This is a genomic window from Streptomyces sp. NPDC037054 (assembly GCF_055606745.1).
On the sequence record NZ_JBVJSJ010000006.1, the window covers coordinates 255,382 to 269,645 of the forward strand.

Genomic DNA, 14,264 nt, shown 5'->3' on the forward strand with positions numbered 1-14,264 from the left:
GGAGTGCGCTTGACGCGGTGAGCGCGGCGGCGGCAGGCTGACGCGCGGTGATCCACACCACGGGGCGCGACCCACGGCGCGACAGGAGAGGCACGATGACAGGTGCGGTGCTCGCCGTCGACCAGGGCACGTCCGGCACCAAGGCGCTGGTGATCTGCCCCGAACGTGGCGTCCTCGGCACGGGATTCGCCGCCGTACGGCCCCGCCACCTGCCCGGCGGCCTCGTCGAGGCCGACCCCGAGGAGCTGTACGGCTCCGTCGTGGACGCCGGCCGGCGCGCGCTCGCCGAGGCGGGCGAACCCGTCACGGCCCTCGGCCTGGCCAACCAGGGCGAGACCGTCCTCGCCTGGGATCCGGACACCGGCCGCCCGCTCACCGACGCGCTCGTCTGGCAGGACCGCCGCTCCCAGAGCGTCTGCGACGAACTCGTGGGCCACGCCGAGGAGTTGCGGCACCTCACCGGCCTGCCCCTCGACCCGTACTTCGCCGCGCCCAAGATGGCGTGGATCCGGCGTCACCTCACCCGTGGGGGAGTCGTCACCACCACCGACTCCTGGCTCGTGCACCGTCTCACCGGCGCCTTCGTCACCGACGCCGCGACCGCCGGGCGCACTCAGCTCCTCGACCTCGACAGCACGGCCTGGTCACCGCGCGCCCTCGACCTGTACGGCCTGTCGGGCGAGCGCCTCCCCGAGGTCGTCGACGCCGCCCAACCGGTCGGCACCACCGGCGTCTTCGGCCCCGAGGTGCCGCTCACCGGCCTCGTCGTGGACCAGCAGGCCGCCCTCCTCGCGCAGCGCGTCACCGCGGCCGGCGCCGCCAAGTGCACCTACGGCACGGGCGCGTTCCTGCTCGCGCACACCGGCGGCACGCCCCGGCGCGGCGCCTCCGGCCTGGTGAGCTGCGTCGCCTGGCGGCTCGCCGGACGCACCAGCTACTGCCTCGACGGTCAGGTCTACACGGCCGCCTCCGCGGTGCGCTGGCTCACCGACCTCGGGGTGCTGTCCGACGCGTCCGAACTCGACGCCGTGGGCGGCGCGGTGCCCGACAGCGGCGGCGTCGTCTTCGTGCCGGCCCTCGCCGGGCTCGCCGCCCCCTGGTGGCGCGGCGACCTGCGGGGGTCCGTCACCGGACTCGGCCTCGACACGACCGCCGGACACCTGGTGCGCGCCCTGTGCGAAGGGCTGGCCGCCCAGGTCGCCGAACTCGCCGACGCCGCCGCCACCGACCTCGGCACCCCACTGCGCACCCTGCGCGTCGACGGCGGCCTGACCCGCTCGGCGCTCCTCATGCAGACCCAGGCCGACCTGCTGCAACGCCCGGTGGAGGTGTCCGCGCTGCCCGACGCGACGGCCCTGGGCGTCGGAGCCCTGGCCCGGCTCGGCGCGGGCGCCGCCCCGACGCTCGAACAGGCCCTGCCCGACGGAAAACCGTCCGCCGTGTACGAGCCGCGCGTCAGCGCCGACGAGGCCGCCGAACGCCGCGCCCGCTTCCGCGCCGAGGTCGCCGCCCTCCTGGAACGGACCCCCGCATGACGGGCAGCGAGGGGTTCACGGGCGAGGTCACCAGGGAGGGCGCACTGCCCTCCGAACCGTACGACGTGGCGGTGGTCGGCGCCGGAGTCGTCGGCTGCGCCGTCGCCCGCCGGCTCGCCCGGCACCCCGGGCTGCGTGTCGCGCTCGTGGAGGCGCGCGACGACGTCGGCGACGGCACCTCGAAGGCCAACACCGCGATCCTGCACACCGGGTTCGACGCCGTCCCCGGCTCCCTGGAGGCCCGGCTCGTCCGCGAGGGCGCCCGCCGGCTCGCCGCGTACGCCGCCGAGACCGGCATCCCCGTCGAACCCGTCGGCGCCCTCCTCGTCGCCTGGGACGAGGAACAGCTCGCCGCGCTGCCCCGCCTCGCCGAGAAGGCCGAGGCCAACGACTACCACGCGACCCGTGTCATCGGCCCCGAGGAGCTCTACACCCGCGAACCGCACCTCGGCCCCGGTGCCCTCGCCGCCCTCCACGTGCCCGGCGAGAGCATCGTCTGCCCCTGGACGACGACCCTCGCGTACGCCACGCAAGCCGTCCGGCACGGAGTCCACCTGCACCTCAACTCGCCGGTGCGGCAGGTGAGTCGGGACGGCGACGTGCATCTGCTGGAGACCGGCCGGGGCACCCTGCGCGCCCGGTGGCTGGTCAACGCGGCCGGGCTGCACGCCGACACGCTCGACCGGTCCCTCGGCCACGACGACTTCACGGTCACGCCGCGCCGCGGCCAGCTCATCGTCTTCGACAAGTTCGCCCGCTCCCTCGTCGGACACATCCTGCTGCCCGTGCCCACCGCCCTCGGCAAGGGCGTCCTGGTCGCCCCCACCGTCTACGGCAATGTCCTGCTCGGCCCCACCGCCGAGGACCTGGACGACAAGTCCGCCACCGCCACCACCGCCGAGGGCCTGGCCGCGCTGCGCGACAAGGGCCGCCGCGTCCTGCCCGACCTCCTCGACGAGGAGGTCACGGCCGTGTACGCCGGGCTGCGCGCCGCCACCGAGCACGACGACTACCGCATCCGCGCCCACCCCGGGCAGGCGTACGTCACCGTGGGCGGCATCCGCTCCACCGGACTGACGGCCTCCCTCGCCGTCGCCGACCACGTCATGGGCCTGCTCACCGCAGCGGGCCTGGACGCCGGCGCCGAGCGGCCCCTGGAACCGGTGCGCATGCCGAACCTCGGCGAGGCCTTCCCGCGCCCCCACGAGCGGCCCGAACTCGTCGCCGCCGACCCGGAGTACGGCCGTCTCGTCTGCCACTGCGAGCGGGTCTCCCGCGGCGAGATCCGCGACGCCCTCGCCAGTACGGTCCCGCCCGTCACCCCGGACGGGCTGCGCCGCCGCACCCGCGCCCGCGGGGGCCGCTGCCAGGGCTTCTACTGCGGGGCGACGGTACGGGCGCTGCTGGAAGGGCGGGCGACGTGATGACAGGTGAGCGCCGGGTCGACGTACTCGTCGTCGGTGCCGGACCCGCCGGGCTCGCGGCCGCCGCCGCGCTGACCGGCGCCGGGCGGCGTATCGAGGTGCTCGACCGGGAACAGCGGGCCGGGGGAGTGCCGCGGCACTGCGCGCACGGCGGCTTCGGACCCTGGCCGCACCCGCTGACCGGCCCCGATTACGCGCGCGGGCTCACCGAGGCGGCGCTGCGGTCCGGCGCCGTCGTCCGCACCGGGGTGACCGCCCTCGGCTGGGCGGGCCCGCTGACGCTCGACACCGTGGGACCCGACGGTGCGGAGACCGTCACGGCCCGCGCGATCGTGCTCGCCACCGGCGCCCGCGAACGCCCCCGCGCCGCCCGCCTCGTCCCCGGCACCCGGCCCGCCGGCGTCCTCACCACCGGCGAACTCCAGCAGGCCGTCCACCTGTACGGGCAGCGGATCGGCACGCGCGCGGTGATCGTCGGCGCCGAGGACGTGTCGTACGCCGCCGTCGGCACCGTACGGGCCGCCGGGGCCGACGTCGTCGCCATGGTCACCGAACTGCCGCGCGCCCAGACGGCACCGGCCCGCGCCCAGGACGCCCGGCTGCGCCGGGGAGTTCCCCTGCTCACCGGCACGACGGTCACCGAACTCCTCGGCCACGGACGCCTGTCGGGCGTGCGGATCCGCCACCGGGACGGCCGTACCGCCGTCCTGCGCTGCGACACCGTCGTGTTCACCGGCGACTTCGTGCCCGACCACGAACTGGCCCGGCGCGGCGGGATCGCCCTGGACCCCGGCACCCGCGGCCCCGCCGTCGACGGCGCCCTGCGCACCGGGACGCCCGGGGTGTTCGCCGCCGGGAACGTCCTGCACGCCGTCGAGCGGGCGGGCACCGCCGCACGCGAGGGAACGCACGTGGCGCGCGCCGTCCGGGCCTGGCTGGCCCGCGCCGCGTGGCCGGCCGGCGTGCCGCTCCTCGCGGAGCCGCCGTTGCGCTGGATCGCCCCGAACCGCGTCACACAGGGCGACCGGCGCCCGTACGTCCTGCGGACGTCGGTACCGCTTCCCCGCCTGGTGCTGACGGTCACTCAGGACGGCCGGCCGCTGCACGAGACCCGCATCGGCCCGGCGCTCCCGAACCGCACCCTGCGCCTGACGGCACGCTGGACACCCCGCGTGGACCCGGACGGAGGACCGGTGCGGGTCGCCGTCGGCTGAACAGCCCCCGGCCGGGGCTCAGATCACCTTCATCCGGACCAGCGCCCCCAGCGTCAACGCCCCCGGCACCAGCGGCAGCCACAGGGTGATGACCCGGTACGTCAGGACGACCGCCGTGGTCACCGCGGCCGGGCCGCCCGCCGCGACCAGCGCCACCACCAGCGCGGCCTCCACCGAGCCGAGCCCGCCCGGCGTCGGCACCAGCGCCACGGCGACCGTCGCCGCCAGATACGCGAGCGCCACGTGCCACACCGGCACCGGCAGGCCCAGCGCCAGGCCCACCGCCACCAGACCGGCGGCCTGCAGCGCGGGGAACGCGAACGATCCGCCCCACAGCGCGAGCGCCCGCGCGGGACGCAGGTGGACCGACCGCGCCTCGCCGAGCGCCGTCCGCAGGAAGGACAGCACGGCCTCCCGCACCCGCCGAACGGACACCAGCACCACCCCCGCCACGACCACCGCGGCACCGACGGCGGCCGGCAGGAGACCGGCGGAGCCGTCCGGCAGCAGCCCGCCGAGCCGCAGCGCGTCCGGGAAGGCGAGCAGCAGCGCGCCCAGCAGGGCCAGCCGGCCAACGCTCTCCGCCAGCAGGTACAGCGCGAGGGCGGCCGACGACCGCACCGGCGTCAGCCCGCACACCGTCATGAACCGCAGATTGACCGCGCTCGCGCCCAGCCCGGACGGCAGCAGGTGGTTGGCGGCGCCCGCCGCGAACTGCGTGGCCAGCAGCCGCCGTTTGGGCAGCGGTTCGACCACGGCGCCCTGCCGGGTCACCGCGGCGGCGACCCACGTCAGACAGGTCGCGCCGACCGCGGCCAGCAGCCACGGCGGGCGGGCCGTGCCCAGGTGCGCGAAGCCGTCGACGAGCACGGGCCAGTTCCGCACGGCGACCACCGAGACCAGCGCGAGCGGAAGCAGACACAGCACCCGCCGGACCGGGAGGCGACGGGCGCGCCGCTTCGTGGGGCGCTCGGGGACTCCAACTGCTGTCACGTCCGGACAGTCTGTCCCCGCCAGGACAACACCGGGTGGCGGACGAACGGACGGAGTCTTACGGGTGAGCAGGTACCGGCCTGCACGTTCGTGCGGAAATGATCGATGCCTTGACCTCAAGAAAGGTTGAGGTCCTAGGTTCGTGCCCATGAGCATGGAGACCACAGCCTGGACCCAGCTGCACAACGTCCTCAACGCCCAGCAGGAGCGCCGGCCCCCGGGCCGGGCCACTCTGCGCCGCATCGGCGCCTTCGCCCGCCCGCACCGCCGCCGCATCGCCCTGTTCGTCCTGCTCGGGGTGGTGACCGCCCTGCTCGCCGTGGCGACGCCCGTCCTCGCCGGCCGGGTCGTCGACGCGATCGTCTCGGACGGCGCCGAGAGCACCGTCGTACGCCTGGCCCTGCTGATCGCGCTGATCGCCGTCGCCGAGGCGGCGCTCGGGATCCTGTCCCGGCGGCTCTCGTCGACGCTGGGCGAGGGACTCATCCTCGATCTGCGCACGGCCGTCTTCGACCACGTGCAGCGCATGCCGGTCGCGTTCTTCACCCGCACCCGTACGGGCGCGCTCGTGTCCCGGCTCAACAACGACGTCATCGGCGCGCAGCGCGCCTTCAGCAACACCCTGTCCGGCGTGGTCAGCAACCTGGTCACGCTGGTGCTGACGCTCGCCGTGATGCTCACCCTGTCCTGGCAGATCACCCTGCTCGCGCTGGCGCTGCTGCCGGTGTTCGTGATCCCCGCCCGGCGCATGGGCCGCCGCATGGCCGTCATGCAGCGCGAGGCGGCGACGCTGAACGCGGCGATGGGCACCCGGATGACCGAGCGGTTCTCCGCCCCGGGCGCCACGCTCGTGAAGCTGTTCGGCCGCCCCGAGGAGGAGTCGGCGGAGTTCGCGGAGCGTGCCCGGCGGGTCCGTGACATCGGCGTGCGCACGGCGACCGCCCAGTCCGCGTTCATCACCGCCCTCACCCTGGTCTCCGCCCTCGCCCTCGCGCTCGTCTACGGCCTCGGCGGCTTCTTCGCCCTGCGCGGCGCCCTCGAACCGGGCGCGGTCGTCTCACTCGCGCTGCTGCTCACCCGCCTGTACGCGCCGCTCACCGCGCTCGCCGGGGCGCGCGTCGAGGTGATGAGCGCCCTCGTCAGCTTCGAGCGGGTCTTCGAGGTGCTCGACCTGAAGCCGCTCATCGAGGAGCGCCCGGACGCCCGCGCGGTGCCCGAGGGCCCGGTCGCCGTCGAGTTCGAGGACGTGCGCTTCGGCTACCCGTCCGCCGACAAGGTCTCCCTGGCCTCCCTGGAGGAGGTCGCCTCCCTCGACACCAGGGGCGGCACCGAGGTGCTGCGCGGCATCTCCTTCCGCGCCGAACCCGGCCGGACCGTGGCCCTCGTCGGCTCGTCCGGCGCGGGCAAGTCCACCATCGCCCAACTCCTCCCGCGCCTCTACGACGTCGACGCGGGCGCCGTGCGCGTCGCCGGCGTCGACGTCCGCGACCTGACCACCGCGTCCCTGCGCGACACCATCGGCATGGTCACGCAGGACGGTCACCTCTTCCACGACACGGTCCGCGCGAACCTCCTGCTGGCCCGGCCCGCCGCGACCGACGACGAGCTGTGGGACGCGCTGCGCCGCGCCCGCCTCGACGACCTCGTGCGGTCCCTGCCCGACGGCCTCGACACGGTGGTCGGCGAACGCGGCTACCGGCTGTCCGGCGGTGAGCGCCAGCGGATGACCATCGCCCGGCTGCTGCTCGCCCGCCAGCGCGTCGTCATCCTCGACGAGGCCACCGCCCACCTGGACAACACCTCGGAGGCCGCCGTGCAGGAGGCGCTCGCCGAGGCCCTGGAGGGCAGGACGGCGGTCGTCATCGCGCACCGCCTGTCGACCGTGCGCGCGGCCGACCTGATCCTGGTGGTCGAGGCGGGCCGGATCGTCGAACGGGGCACGCACGACGAGCTGTTGGCGGCCGACGGCCGCTATGCCGAGCTGCACCGCACGCAGTTCGCGGCCGGGGAGGGCGAGGAGCCGGAACTGGTGGCGTAGGCGGCGCGCCGCGCGGTCACCAGTGTGCGGGGCGGTCCAGTCCCGTCGGCAGCCTGGTGGCCGCGTCGCCGCAGGCCGCGTCGAGCTGGGCCCGGGTGAGGAAGATGCTGTCCGTGAGGTCGGCCCCGCGCAGGTCCGCGTCCCGCAGGTCGGCGCCGATCAGGTCGGCCGAGCGCAGGTCGGCCCCGCTCAGGTCGGCGGCGACCAGCAGCGCGCCGCGCAGGCTCGCGCCCCGCAGGTCCGCGCCGGCGAGACGGGCGCCCATCAGGTCGGCGCCCCGGTGGTTCCTGCGGCGGCCGGGCACCTGGGCCCGCACCAGCTCACTGGCGCGCAGCAGGAGTTCGTTCACCTCGCCGCGCAGCGCCGGCACGTCCAGGGCGACGATCGACTCGGCGCTGCCCAGGGTGAGTCCGTCGAGGCGCTGCCGGGCCCGCCGCAGGTCCTTGTGGACCGGGCGGGCCGCCGGGAGGCCGAGGGCCTCGGTGACGTAGTACAGCAGCTCGTGCAGCTGCCGCATGACGGGGAACACCTCGAACATGGCGCCGGCGCTCTCCGGGGCCCGGCGCCAGTCGGTGCCGCCGAAGGTCACCTGGGAGACCTTCTGGCCGGCGCCGAAGCAGTCGAAGACGGTGCAGCCGGAGAAGCCCTTCTCGCGCAGGTCCGCGTGGATCCCGCACCGGAAGTCCGCCCGGAGGTTGGCGCACGGCGTGCCCGCCGCCTTGTTGACGGCGAAGTCGGCGGACCGGGCGAAGGGCAGCGCGACGCAGCACAGCCCGAAGCAGTTCCCGCAGTCGGCCCGAAGGCCGTCCTGCGGCTCGCCTTGCTCGCCTTGCTCGCCTTGCTCGCCCCGTGCCGCGGAGGACGGGGCCGGGGATCGGGACACGCTGCGCTCTCCTCTGTCGGACCGAGCACGCCGGAGGACGCTGCTCGGCCCACCATTCTCCCAGACGGCAGCCACTGCCGGACGTCCCGTCCGCCGCTTCGCCCCCGCGCCCCCTCGCGACCCGGTCCGCCACTCGGCAGGCCCGGGCTCCGACGACGTCGCAGTCCTCGTACGACGGACGCCCGGCCCGCCGGGATCAACCGGGGCCGAACCACCCGGGGCCGAGCCGCCCCGGAGTGACGGGCACGGTGCGGTCAGCCGGTGACCAGCAGGCCGCGCCCGCGCAGCACCCGCCGCTCCAACGGGCTGAAGATCAGCAGGTCGATGGCGATGCCGACGAGGAGGATCAGGAAGATGGCGAGGAACACCTGCGAGATGCTGGCGTTGTTGCGCCCGTTCTCCAGCAACTGGCCGAGCCCGACGCCCAGATCGGGCGACGACGCGATGATCTCGGCGGCCATCAGCGACCGCCAGGAGAACGCCCAGCCCTGCTTCAGCCCGGCGAGATAGCCGGGCAGCGCGGCCGGCATCACGATGTGCCGGGCGAAGCGCGGGCCGGTCGCGCCCAGGGTGCGTCCGGCGCGCAGGTACAGCGGGGATATCTGGTCGATGCCCGCGACGAGGCCGTTGGCGACGGAAGGGACCGCGCCGAGCAGGATCACGGCGTACATCATGGAGTTGTCGAGGCCCAGCCACAGCACGGCCGGCGGTACCCAGGCCACCGACGGCAGCGACTGCAGACCGGACAGGACGGGACCGACGGCCGCCCGGACGAACCGCACCCGGGCGACCAGCAGGCCGATCGGCGTGCCGATGGCGAGTGCCATCAGGAATCCGAGCAGGCCGCGCGAGACGGAGGTCCAGACGTAGTCGAGCAGCGTGCCCTGCCGCCAGGCGACGGTCACCTCGTCCCACACCGCGGACGGTGAGGGCAGCTTGTAGGCGGGGGCGACCTCGGCCCACACCAGCAGTTGCCAGACCGCCAGCACCAGCGCGACGGCGGTGACCGGCGGCAGGACCTTGCGCGTCAGGGTCTCGCGCAGCGGCGTACGGCCGGCCTGCACCGAGTCCAGCGCGTCGAGCCCGGCCTCCAGCCCCGCCAGGTCCTGCGGGTCCCGCGGGTCCTGCGGGTCCCGCGGATCCCGGGACTCCCCGGCCGGTCCAGGGGCGTGCGTCTCGGCGTCCACGCCGGTGTCAGTGTCGGCCATGGCGGCGGATCTCCCTACGCAGTTCTTCGGTGATCTCGACGGACAGCTCGGCGACCGCGCTGTCCTCGATGCGGCGCGGCTGCGGGATGCCGACGGTCCATTCCCGGGCGATCCGCCCCGGCCGCGAGGACAGCAGCACCACTCGCTGCGCCAGCTTCACCGCCTCCCGCACGTTGTGCGTGACGAACAGCACCGACAAGCCTGTCTCGCGCCAGACGCGGGTCAGTTCGTCGTGCAGCACGTCGCGGGTGATGGCGTCCAGCGCGGCGAACGGCTCGTCCATCAGCAGCAGCCGGCTGTCCTGTGCGAGCGCACGGGCCAGTGCGACGCGCTGCCGCATCCCGCCCGACAGTTCGTGCACCCGCTTGCGGTACGCCCCCCGCAGCCGTACGAGTTCCAGCAGCCGCTCGGCCTCCTGGCGGCGTTCCGGACCCGCGACCCCGCGCAGCCTCAGGGCGAGTTCGACGTTCTTGCCCGCGGTCAGCCAGGGGAACAGGGCGTGTTCCTGGAACATCAGGGCGGGCCGGCCGTCCGTGCCGATCGAGCCGAGGGAGGGCCGGTCGAGTCCCGCGATCAGGTTGAGCAGGGTGGACTTGCCGCAGCCGGAGGCACCCAGGAGGGTGACGAACTCGCCCGGTGCGACATCGAGCGTGATGTCGTCCAGCACGAGCTGCTGCCCGCCGGGCGTGCCCGGCGCGGGGAAGGACTTCGAGACGTGCTCGACGCGGACGGCGCGCGGCACCACCGGGGTGGCCGGGGCGTCCTTGGTGACCGTGGTGGCCATGGTCGTCACCTCCTGGGTGCTCGGTGCTGAGTAGTCGGAGGGTGCGGCGGGTGCGGCTGTTCGGCTACTCGGCGCCCAGACCGGCGTCGTCGACCCCTTCCTTGCCCGCGCTCTTGAGGACCTTGTTGAGCGGCGCCAGGTCGTAGATCCCCTTCAGGTCCGGCTTCTCCAGCAGACCGGCCTTCACCGCGTGCTCCGCCTCGGTGTTGAGGGTGGAGGCGAGCGGGTCGTCGAGGAAGGTGATGGACTTCCAGGCCGGGTCGATGATCTCGGCGGGCAGAGCCTTGCCCGACTCCGCCTCCAGTGCCGCGTTGGCGGAGGCCTTCGCCTTCTCCGGGTTGGCGTTGATCCACTCGTTGGTCTTCACCGAACCGCGCAGCACGGCCTCGACCACGTCCGGGTGGGCGTCGAGGAACTTCTGCGACACGATGATGTTCGTGATCACGAACTTCTTGTCGGGCCACAGGTCGGCCTCGTCGAGGAGGACCTCGGCGCCGTCGGCGACCAGCTTGGACGCGGTCGGCTCCGGGACCCAGGCGCCGTCGATGGAACCGGACTTGTAGGCATCCGGGGTGATCTTGTTGTCCGTGCGGACGACCGAGACGTCGCCCTTGCCGCTCTGCGCGTCGACCTTCCAGCCCTTCTCCGCGATCCAGTTGAGGAACGCGACGTCCTGGGTGTTGCCGAGCTGCGGTGTGGCGATTCTCTTGCCCTTGACGTCGTTCAGGGACTTGATCTTCTTCGGGTTGACGACGAGCTTCACGCCGCCGGAGGCGGAACCGCCGATGATGCGCAGGTTCTTGCCGCCGGACTTGGTGTAGCCGTTGATGGCGGGGGAGGGGCCGATCCAGCCGATGCCGATGGAGCCGGCGTTCAGCGCCTCGATCTCGGAGGGGCCGGCGTTGAACGTCGAGGCCTTGATCCTGGTGCCGCCGAGTTCCTTCTGGAACAGCCCTTCCTGGACGCCCACCAGAGCGGTGGCGTGCGTGAGGTTGGGGAAGTAGCCGATCCTCACTTCGTCGGCGGAGAGCTTCTCGCCCTGCGCCGCGGCCTCCGTCCGCTTGTCGTCGTCGGCGGCTTCGGAACCGTAGCCGCAGGCGGTGAGTACGAGGGGGAGCGCGGCGGTGAGGGCGAGGGCGCGCAGGGCTCTGAGGGGTCGTGCGGCAGACACGGAGGTGTCCTTTCAGGGCATGGGCGGTCGGAGGACGGCCGGGGAGGTGACCGGCCGAGAGCGTCCGGCCGCCGGCGGAGGCGGGGCGGGACGTAGCGGTCGGGGCGGTGAAACGGCGTTGCGTCGCCGGGAGTCGGGCTCTGTTGCGCCGGCGCGATCCGTGGTGTCGGCCAGGCGCCGGCGTCGGCGAGGGCGCTGTGGTGTCAGAGCTGTGGTGTCAGAGGGGACGACAGATGGCACTGGACGTGCGGCCGAGGTCGATGTGACGACGCGAGGTGAGCAGGGGCAGCAACCGGGCGCCGGACTTGAGCGTTCGCACGGCCACCCCTCCGCTCCCTGTTCCCTAGTTTTCCCACCTGGTTGGTAGGGATCGTGGCAGAAGGTGGCGCTCACCCCAAGGGGTTGTTCACATGCCGGACCGCGTGATCTCGCTTCCTGGGATCACAGGGGTGGTACCCCTGCGGTCAGGGGTTCGTCCAGGCGTCGGGGGTGTCGGTCAACGCCGATACACCGGTGGGCAGTTGGGCCGATGCGACGTCGGCGAGCGACACGCCTTCGAGGATCTCGCGCACGTTGGACCGCAAGGCGATCCACAGGGGGAGCAGCGACTCGGCGGGGCCGGTGTAGGACAGCTCCGGCGGGCGGACTCCCCGTACCGAGACCAGAGGCCCGTCCACGGTGCGGATGACGTCGGCGATGCTGATGGACTCGGCGGGCTTGGCCAGCCGGTAGCCGCCGTTGCTGCCGCGCTGGCTGAGGACGAGACCGCCCCGGCGCATGTCGTTCAGGATGCTTTCGAGGAACTTGTGCGGAATGTCCTGGGCGTCGGCGATGACCTCGGCCTTCATCGGCCCGTCGTCCCGTGACGCGGCAAGCTGCAGTGCGGCGCGTACCGCGTAGTCCGCTCTGGCTGAGATCCGCATGGGGGCATTATCCCGCACGGCTTCGGCCGGTGCCCTGGGCGGGTGGGCGGCGAGCGCCGTGCGGCCCCGGCGGTCCCGGGGAGGGCGGCGCCGGCCCGCCGAACGGCGCGCCGCAGGGTCAGACGGGCAGGACGAACGGCGGGTGCGCGCCGTTGAGGAAGTAGTCCCCGACGTCACGGAGCCGGGGAGCGGCGGGCTCGTACAGCGTGTGGGTCCGGGCGTTGCGCCAGAAGCGGTCGAATCCGAGCCGCGAGGACGCGGAGCAGGGGCCGACGATGTCGAGGACGCGGGCCGTCGACTCCTGCGCGGCCCGGGAAGCGGCGGCTTCGGCCATGGCCACGAGGACCGAGATCTCCGCGCACTCGTCGTGCGTGAGGTCGTCGCCTCGCGCCAGCCCGTCCCGCACGGCGTCCAGCGCTTGACCGGCGAGCGCCGAGGCGGCCCGGGTGAGGACGGTGAGTTCTCCGTAGGCCGCCAGCGTCCGCGGGTCGTCGCGGGAGTCGGCAGGCCGGTCCGGGCACCAGGAGGACCGGTCGGCCCTGCGGTACTCGCGCGCCTCGGCCAGCACCCCCTCGGCCATGCCGAGGCGGAGTTGCACGGACAGGAGGCGCCCGACCGGCGAGGCGAGGGCGGCCAGTGGCGCAAGGACGGCCTCGTCCACGGACAGGGAGCCGAGTACGTCCTCGGCGGTCACCGGTACGCCGTCGAACTCCACGCTGCCGCCGGCCGCGAGCCGCTGGCCGAACGCGTCGGCGTCGCCGTCGATCCCCACGTCGTCCTGGGCGGGGTCGACGACGACCGCGTGGGGCTCGCCGGTTTCGGCCCGTACGGCCCGCACGGCGAGCCGGTCGGCGACCAGGACTCCGGTGGCGTAGCTCTGCCGACCGTGGAGCGCGTGACCGCCGGCCGTCCTGGTCAGCGTCAGCGGCCGGCGGGCGTACCCGCCGCCCCACAGCCACTGCTCCGCCGCGGACCGCTCCTCGATCCGCGCGGCGTGGGCGGGCTCGGTCAGGAACCGGACGCTCCACAGCAGGAAGTAGTGACAGCCGAGCAGTTGACCGATCGCGCTGTCGGCCGCGGCGATCTTCCGGACGACGGCGTAGGCCGTGGGCCAGTCCGCGCCGCCTCCCCCGAGCTCGGCCGGCACGAGGAGCGCCGGCAGTCCCGCCTCGCGCAGCCGGGACACCTCGCCGAACGGCACCTTGCCCGCCTGCTCCCTGGCCACCGCGTCCGTGGCCAGGTCGTCGGCCGTCTCGCGGGCGACGCGCAGCCAGTGCGCACGGCAGGGCGCAGCCAGGTCGGATTCCGGCGCGGGAGCGGACGGCGCGGGGCCGGACGGTGCAGGGCCGGACGGCGCGGCGGCAACGCCCATGGTGGGGTCCCCTCGGGGTCGACGGAAAGGAGCGGTGCCGGCACTCACGTGCCCCGGCAGACGGCGCAACCACGCGACACGGCCACCCACGCCCGCCCCGCCGTCACCGACACGGCGGCCTCCCGGACGACGGCTGCCCGGACGACGGCCTCCCGGGCGACAGCCGTCAACTCCAGTCGGACGAGCCCCGGTTCGAGCATCGCGTGTGAGCCATGCGCACCATCCTGCGCACCCGCGGGTCGGCCCGTCAATACTTCCCTAGTAAATCGATGGGAAATGCGGGGAAGGCGCGTTCGTGTGCGCCCGCCGGCCCTTCAGGCCGCCCCGGAGATTCCTGCAGCAGCCGCTCGACTCCGGCACCCATGCGGTGGGCGCCGCCCACTGGAAGCGCGCGTCCCGCGCCGCGGCCGCGCGGACCGAGGTCCGAATGTTTCGAATGGATCCTGGTTCCGTGACGGCACAAGCTAGGGAAGCGCGGCCCGCCGGTCAAGGTCTGTCGTCGATTCCTCCGTAAAACCCTTCCTCGCTCCCGGAGGGGCAAGTCCTTGCGGCCAGCGAGAAGTTCCCAGGTGCTCCGTGATGTGGGGCGCCGGACCAGCGGGTCCTCCCTCTCCGCCCAGGGGTTCGAAAGTTGCGAAGGGGAGTCGGAAACTTTTCTTGTCGAGAGGGTTGACGGGTCATCATCAACGCCCAATCATCCTGTCTGGAAAACCGACCGC

12 protein-coding genes are annotated in these 14,264 nt (G+C 73.9%); 4 read left to right on the top strand and 8 right to left on the bottom strand.

Translation table 11 applies throughout. The annotated features are described in order from the left end of the window. Window positions 1–95 precede the first annotated feature (95 nt). From ACZ7D7_RS16865 to ACZ7D7_RS16875, 3 genes are read left to right on the top strand one after another with little or no spacing between them, the layout of a single operon-like run. Entirely contained in the window at window positions 96–1,535 is a 1,440-nt protein-coding gene (locus tag ACZ7D7_RS16865; protein WP_470825086.1) for an FGGY family carbohydrate kinase, read from the top strand. Next, a complete protein-coding gene (locus tag ACZ7D7_RS16870) occupies window positions 1,532–2,959 on the top strand; it encodes an FAD-dependent oxidoreductase (RefSeq protein ID WP_470825087.1) in 1,428 nt (475 codons plus the stop codon). The genes ACZ7D7_RS16865 and ACZ7D7_RS16870 overlap by 4 nt, the downstream gene beginning before the upstream one ends. Beyond that, on the top strand, window positions 2,959–4,173 hold the full coding sequence (locus tag ACZ7D7_RS16875; protein ID WP_470825088.1) for an NAD(P)/FAD-dependent oxidoreductase: 1,215 nt from the start codon (window positions 2,959–2,961) through the stop codon (window positions 4,171–4,173). Before ACZ7D7_RS16870 ends, ACZ7D7_RS16875 begins: the two co-directional genes overlap by 1 nt. Before the next feature lie 18 nt (window positions 4,174–4,191). Here the strand turns inward: ACZ7D7_RS16875 and ACZ7D7_RS16880 are convergent, their stop codons facing one another. Beyond that, window positions 4,192–5,166, bottom strand: a complete 975-nt coding sequence (locus ACZ7D7_RS16880; RefSeq protein ID WP_470825089.1) for a lysylphosphatidylglycerol synthase transmembrane domain-containing protein — start codon at window positions 5,164–5,166, stop codon at window positions 4,192–4,194. A gap of 154 nt (window positions 5,167–5,320) precedes the next feature. Here ACZ7D7_RS16880 and ACZ7D7_RS16885 point away from each other — a divergent pair, with 154 nt between their 5' ends. Next, the gene (locus ACZ7D7_RS16885; protein WP_470825350.1) at window positions 5,321–7,204 is read left to right on the top strand and encodes an ABC transporter ATP-binding protein; all 1,884 of its coding nucleotides are present in this window, start codon (window positions 5,321–5,323) and stop codon (window positions 7,202–7,204) included. Window positions 7,205–7,220: 16 nt separating this feature from the next. Here the strand turns inward: ACZ7D7_RS16885 and ACZ7D7_RS16890 are convergent, their stop codons facing one another. From ACZ7D7_RS16890 to ACZ7D7_RS16920, 7 genes are all read right to left on the bottom strand, one after another. After that, on the bottom strand, window positions 7,221–8,087 hold the full coding sequence (locus ACZ7D7_RS16890) for a pentapeptide repeat-containing protein (RefSeq protein WP_470825091.1): 867 nt from the start codon (window positions 8,085–8,087) through the stop codon (window positions 7,221–7,223). Between the two features lie 254 nt (window positions 8,088–8,341). Beyond that, window positions 8,342–9,295, bottom strand: a complete 954-nt coding sequence (locus tag ACZ7D7_RS16895) for an ABC transporter permease (protein ID WP_470825092.1) — start codon at window positions 9,293–9,295, stop codon at window positions 8,342–8,344. Continuing rightward, the gene (locus ACZ7D7_RS16900) at window positions 9,282–10,079 is read right to left on the bottom strand and encodes an ABC transporter ATP-binding protein (protein WP_470825094.1); all 798 of its coding nucleotides are present in this window, start codon (window positions 10,077–10,079) and stop codon (window positions 9,282–9,284) included. Before ACZ7D7_RS16900 ends, ACZ7D7_RS16895 begins: the two co-directional genes overlap by 14 nt. A gap of 64 nt (window positions 10,080–10,143) precedes the next feature. Continuing rightward, window positions 10,144–11,250, bottom strand: coding sequence for an aliphatic sulfonate ABC transporter substrate-binding protein (locus ACZ7D7_RS16905; protein ID WP_470825095.1), 1,107 nt, complete (start codon window positions 11,248–11,250; stop codon window positions 10,144–10,146). Between the two features lie 217 nt (window positions 11,251–11,467). Further along, the gene (locus ACZ7D7_RS16910) at window positions 11,468–11,575 is read right to left on the bottom strand and encodes a putative leader peptide (RefSeq protein WP_470825097.1); all 108 of its coding nucleotides are present in this window, start codon (window positions 11,573–11,575) and stop codon (window positions 11,468–11,470) included. A 139-nt stretch (window positions 11,576–11,714) separates the two neighbouring features. Then, window positions 11,715–12,173, bottom strand: coding sequence for an RrF2 family transcriptional regulator (locus ACZ7D7_RS16915; RefSeq protein ID WP_470825099.1), 459 nt, complete (start codon window positions 12,171–12,173; stop codon window positions 11,715–11,717). 118 nt (window positions 12,174–12,291) lie between these two features. Then, window positions 12,292–13,545: an acyl-CoA dehydrogenase family protein gene (locus ACZ7D7_RS16920; RefSeq protein WP_470825101.1), complete on the bottom strand. Its 1,254-nt coding sequence runs from the start codon at window positions 13,543–13,545 to the stop codon at window positions 12,292–12,294. Window positions 13,546–14,264 lie beyond the last annotated feature (719 nt).

Coding starts and splice junctions, on each gene's coding strand:
- ACZ7D7_RS16865 (WP_470825086.1), top strand. CDS start 96: ATGACAGGTGCGGTGCTCGCCGTCGACCAGGGCACGTCCGGCACCAAG.
- ACZ7D7_RS16870 (WP_470825087.1), top strand. CDS start 1,532: ATGACGGGCAGCGAGGGGTTCACGGGCGAGGTCACCAGGGAGGGCGCA.
- ACZ7D7_RS16875 (WP_470825088.1), top strand. CDS start 2,959: ATGACAGGTGAGCGCCGGGTCGACGTACTCGTCGTCGGTGCCGGACCC.
- ACZ7D7_RS16885 (WP_470825350.1), top strand. CDS start 5,321: ATGGAGACCACAGCCTGGACCCAGCTGCACAACGTCCTCAACGCCCAG.
- ACZ7D7_RS16895 (WP_470825092.1), bottom strand. CDS start 9,295: ATGGCCGACACTGACACCGGCGTGGACGCCGAGACGCACGCCCCTGGA.
- ACZ7D7_RS16900 (WP_470825094.1), bottom strand. CDS start 10,079: ATGGCCACCACGGTCACCAAGGACGCCCCGGCCACCCCGGTGGTGCCG.
- ACZ7D7_RS16915 (WP_470825099.1), bottom strand. CDS start 12,173: ATGCGGATCTCAGCCAGAGCGGACTACGCGGTACGCGCCGCACTGCAG.
- ACZ7D7_RS16920 (WP_470825101.1), bottom strand. CDS start 13,545: ATGGGCGTTGCCGCCGCGCCGTCCGGCCCTGCACCGTCCGGCCCCGCG.